General features: G+C 74.5%; 4 protein-coding genes and 1 tRNA gene. 3 read left to right on the top strand and 2 right to left on the bottom strand.

Annotated features, from left to right (window positions below; translation table 11 throughout):
- Positions 1-121 precede the first annotated feature (121 nt).
- From ACSNOK_RS31555 to ACSNOK_RS31565, 3 genes are all read left to right on the top strand, one after another.
- Positions 122-192 (top strand) — tRNA-Gly (locus ACSNOK_RS31555).
- Between the two features lie 295 nt (positions 193-487).
- Positions 488-1,180 (top strand): hypothetical protein, encoded by a 693-nt coding sequence (locus tag ACSNOK_RS31560; RefSeq protein WP_436784222.1) that lies wholly within the window; start codon positions 488-490, stop codon positions 1,178-1,180.
- Positions 1,181-1,598: 418 nt separating this feature from the next.
- Positions 1,599-1,913, top strand: a complete 315-nt coding sequence (locus tag ACSNOK_RS31565; protein WP_436784223.1) for a hypothetical protein — start codon at positions 1,599-1,601, stop codon at positions 1,911-1,913.
- A 56-nt stretch (positions 1,914-1,969) separates the two neighbouring features.
- Here the strand turns inward: ACSNOK_RS31565 and ACSNOK_RS31570 are convergent, their stop codons facing one another.
- Both ACSNOK_RS31570 and ACSNOK_RS31575 read right to left on the bottom strand, forming a co-directional pair.
- Positions 1,970-2,608, bottom strand: coding sequence for a response regulator (locus ACSNOK_RS31570; protein ID WP_436784224.1), 639 nt, complete (start codon positions 2,606-2,608; stop codon positions 1,970-1,972).
- Positions 2,605-3,828 (bottom strand): sensor histidine kinase (locus ACSNOK_RS31575; RefSeq protein ID WP_436784225.1); only part of this gene is annotated, 1,224 nt, incomplete at its 5' end. The genes ACSNOK_RS31570 and ACSNOK_RS31575, both read right to left, overlap by 4 nt.

Below are 3,828 nucleotides of genomic sequence, written 5' to 3' on the forward strand. Positions count from 1 at the left end.
CCCGCGTCCCCACCCCTTCCACACCACCCCCGCAAACGAAAAAGCCCCCTGCGGCACGTGCGCCGGGGGCCTCGAATGGGGTAGAGTGTGCGACGATGCGACGCCCTGATGGGGCGTCCTCGCGGGCGTAGTTTAATGGTAGAACATGAGCTTCCCAAGCTCAGAGCGCGAGTTCGATTCTCGTCGCCCGCTCTTGAAATGAAGCCCCAGGCCAGCGGCCTGGGGCTTCTTCGTCGTCCGGGCGGCCGTGTGGCCCGGGCCCGCTTCCGAGCTCCGCCTCCGAGCCGTGCCTCTGCGCCCTGCCGATGAGAGCCGGCTGACTCCGGACCCCGCATGGCCCCTTGTTCGTGCGGCCGTGCACTGGCCGGTGGATACCGTCGGTGAGGTCCGCCCGCCGTCCCCGTCGCGGCGTTCCCCTTGCCGCCGGGGCGCGGCGGCAGGACGATGCGCGCTGAGTGCGTGCGGGGGACACCGTGCGGATCACCGCATGGCCGAGGGAGGCACGAAAGCCGTGATCACCCTGGCCGAGACGCTCGCCGTGGACACGGTGGACGCGATCCTGACCCCCGAAGAGACCGCCCTGCCGGCCCGCGCGATCGACGAGCACATCGAGCGGACGGGCTGGCACCCCGCCTACGTCGGCGAGGAGCTGACCGCGTTACCGGACTCCGTCGAGCGGGTGCTGACGGCCGCGACCTTGCGCCACCCGCCCGAACTGCGGCGTACGTTCCCGTCGGTGACCGGCTGCTCGCCCTGGCAGTTCATCCAATTCGAGGCCGGACAGGGCGCCGCCCGCCACATGGACGGCATCGACGCCGACCCCTTCGCCGCGCCTCGGCACGTCGCCCGTGTCCAGGTCGTCGTCGAGGACGCGGCGGAGGGCGGCGCGTTCTTCTTCGAGACCACCTCCAGCGACGAGGTGTGGGACCCCCGCCACGACGGCCGGCAGGACCCCGGCTACGCGGCCGGCATGCGCTTCACCCGGATCGCGCCGCACGACAGGATCTCCCGCGACGCGCCGGACACCGACTGGATCCACCGGGTGCGCGGCAACCCCTGGACGACGCCCGCCGGTCCCGGCACCGCCGTCGTCTACAGGGCGCAGCTCATCCACGGCGTCACGCCCGTCACCGCGGGGCGGAGCCGCCGGTTCATCACGGGGCTGACCGCCGGGGACTGAGGCGGGCGCCAGGCCTCCGCACCCCGCGCCGCGGCGACCCGTGCGCCGGAGCGTACGCGCCGTGGCGCCGTCCCACCGCCGGGCTGCCGCACCACACCGCCGAGCGGTGCGGGGCGCCTGCGCCACGGGTAGTTAGGGCCGGTGGGCACGCCCGGACGAACCGGCGGGCCACCGGGTCCTGGGAGGGGATGCGCACGTTCCGCAAGCGCGGTGTCACGGCGGCTCTGGGCATGGCGGCCCTACTCGGCTCGGCACTGGTCTGGGCGTCACCGTCCCCGGCCCACGCCGGCACCGGGAGCGTCCTCTGCACGGGCCGCGAGGACGGCTACTCGAGCCCGAGCCTCGGGCTCCTGCCGAAACCGACGCGCATCGTGGCCCGTGCCCACTACGCCTGCGACACGGGGTCCGGCCGGGAAAGGTGGCGACGGGCTCGTTCGAGGACTCCTCGCCGGCCGCCTCCTGCATCGGCGTCGACAGCCCGACGGGCAGAGAGGTCGTCCGCTACGCCGACGGCCGCGTCTCCGTCGTCACCTATGACAGCTCCTCGACCCTCCGGGTCGCGGGCGTCGACCTCGTCCGGCTGGAGGGTGAGGTGACCGGCGGGTACGGCAAGGGGAAGCGCGCCCGTCGCGGCTTGGGGACCCTGGCGGACGGAATCGCGACGGAGTGCCTGACGCGGACCGCCGTCCATCACGCGCCCGGTGGCGTGCAGTTGGAGACCGGCCCGATGTGACGGGGCCCGGCACCGGGGCGGGCCGGCGCGGGCGGTGGCCGCCCCCGCCGGCTCGCTCAAGGCAGGAGCCGCTGCTCTTTGGCCACCGCCACCGCGCCGGCGCGGGTGTCGACCCCGAGCTTGTCGTAGATGCGTCCGAGGTGGGTCTTGACGGTAGCCTGGCTGATGAACAGGGCACGGGCGATCTCGCGGTTGCCCAGCCCCTCGGCGAGGCGGGCGAGGATGTCGAGCTCGCGGGGGGTCAGCGCCGGGCGGCCGGCGCCGCGCATACGGTCGAGGACGCGTCCGGCGACGGGCGGGGAGAGGGCGGGCCGGCCCTGGGCGGCGGCGCGGATGGCCGCGAAGAGTTCCTCGGGGCGTTCGGCCTTGAGCAGGTAGCCGGTGGCGCCCGCGGCGATGGCGCGGGTGATGTCGGCGTCGGTGTCGTAGGTGGTGAGGACGAGCACGTGGACACCGGTGGGGGCGATCCGGCGGGTGGCCTCCACCCCGTCGAGCCCGGGGCCGAGTTGGAGATCCATGAGCACGACGTCGGGGCGGAGCCGGGCGGCCGCGGCCACGGCCTCTTCACCGCTGCCGGTCTCGCCCACGACCTCGATGTCGGGTTCGCTGCCGAGCAGGGCGAGCAGGCCGGCGCGGACGACCGCGTGGTCGTCGCAGAGCAGGATGCGGACGGGAGCGTTGAGGGAACGTTTCACGACGGTGGTTCCAGGGGGACGGCGACGGACAGGACGGTTCCCTCACCCGGCGCCGACTCGACGGTCAAGGTGCCGCCTATCCGCCGGGCCCGGGCGTGCATCGCGGGCAGACCGTGCCCCCGCTCGCCGGGTGCGGACGCCGCCACGGCCCGGACGTCGAATCCCCGGCCGTCGTCGGCGACGTCCAGCAGTACTTGGTCGTCGAGGCAGGTCAGGGTGAGGGTGGCGGTCGTCGCATCGGCGTGCTCACGGACGTTGGCCAGCGCGCCCTGCGCGATGCGCAGCAGCGCGGACCCGACGGCCTCGGGCAGCGGCCGGGGCGGTTCGCCTTCGACGTGGCAGCGGACGGTGAGCCCGCCGGCCTCCTCCGTCGCCCGCGCCGCGAGCGCGTGCAGCGCCTCCTCCAGGCTGCCTTCGGCGAGGTCCGCGGGCGCGAGGTCGTGGACGAAGCGACGGGCCTCGGCCAGGTTCCGGCCGGCGATCGACGCGGCGGCGCGCACGTGGCGGTGAGCGGCACGCGGGTCGGTGGTCCACACCCGGTCGGCGGCCTGGAGCAGCATCTGCTGACTGGACAGGCCCTGGGCCAGGGTGTCGTGGATCTCCATCGACAGCCGCTGCCGCTCCGCCAGGGTGCCCTCCCGCCGTTCGGTGGCCGCGAGCTCGCGGCGGGTGCGGATCAGGTCGTCGATCAACTGCCGCTGGTGGTCGGCCTGGTGCCGCATCCGTACGAACACGGCGGCCCCGATCGCCGCCACCGCGGGCGGGGCCAGGACCAGGTTGGGGTCGAAGCCCCCGGCGGCCAGCTTGAGCTGGGCGGCCACCACGAACGCGGTGAGCATCACCACCAGGACGAGCGCCGCCCGCGGCGGCAGCGTGCGCAGTCCCGTGAAGAACAGCGGCACCGCACACCACGCGAAGCTCGGCGCCAGCACCACCAGCACCATCCAGACGGCCACCACCGCTCCCAGCCACAGGTACCGGCGCGGCGCGGAGCGCGCGAGCCGCCCCTGGCCCAGCACTTGCAGCAGCGCCAGCGCCGCGCTCAGCGCGATGATCCACGGCGTGCGCGGCTCGCCCGGGTGACGGACGAGGAAGCGCGCCAAGGACGCGCCGAGCAGCAGGAAGAACGCGGCATGCAGGACGAACGCGAGCCACCGCTCGCCGACGGGGAGCCGACCGGTCGAGTCGGGCCGGGCGGGTGGAGTGGGCGGGGTGGGAGG

This window comes from Streptomyces sp. URMC 126 (assembly GCF_051386555.1).
Classification (GTDB): domain Bacteria; phylum Actinomycetota; class Actinomycetes; order Streptomycetales; family Streptomycetaceae; genus Streptomyces.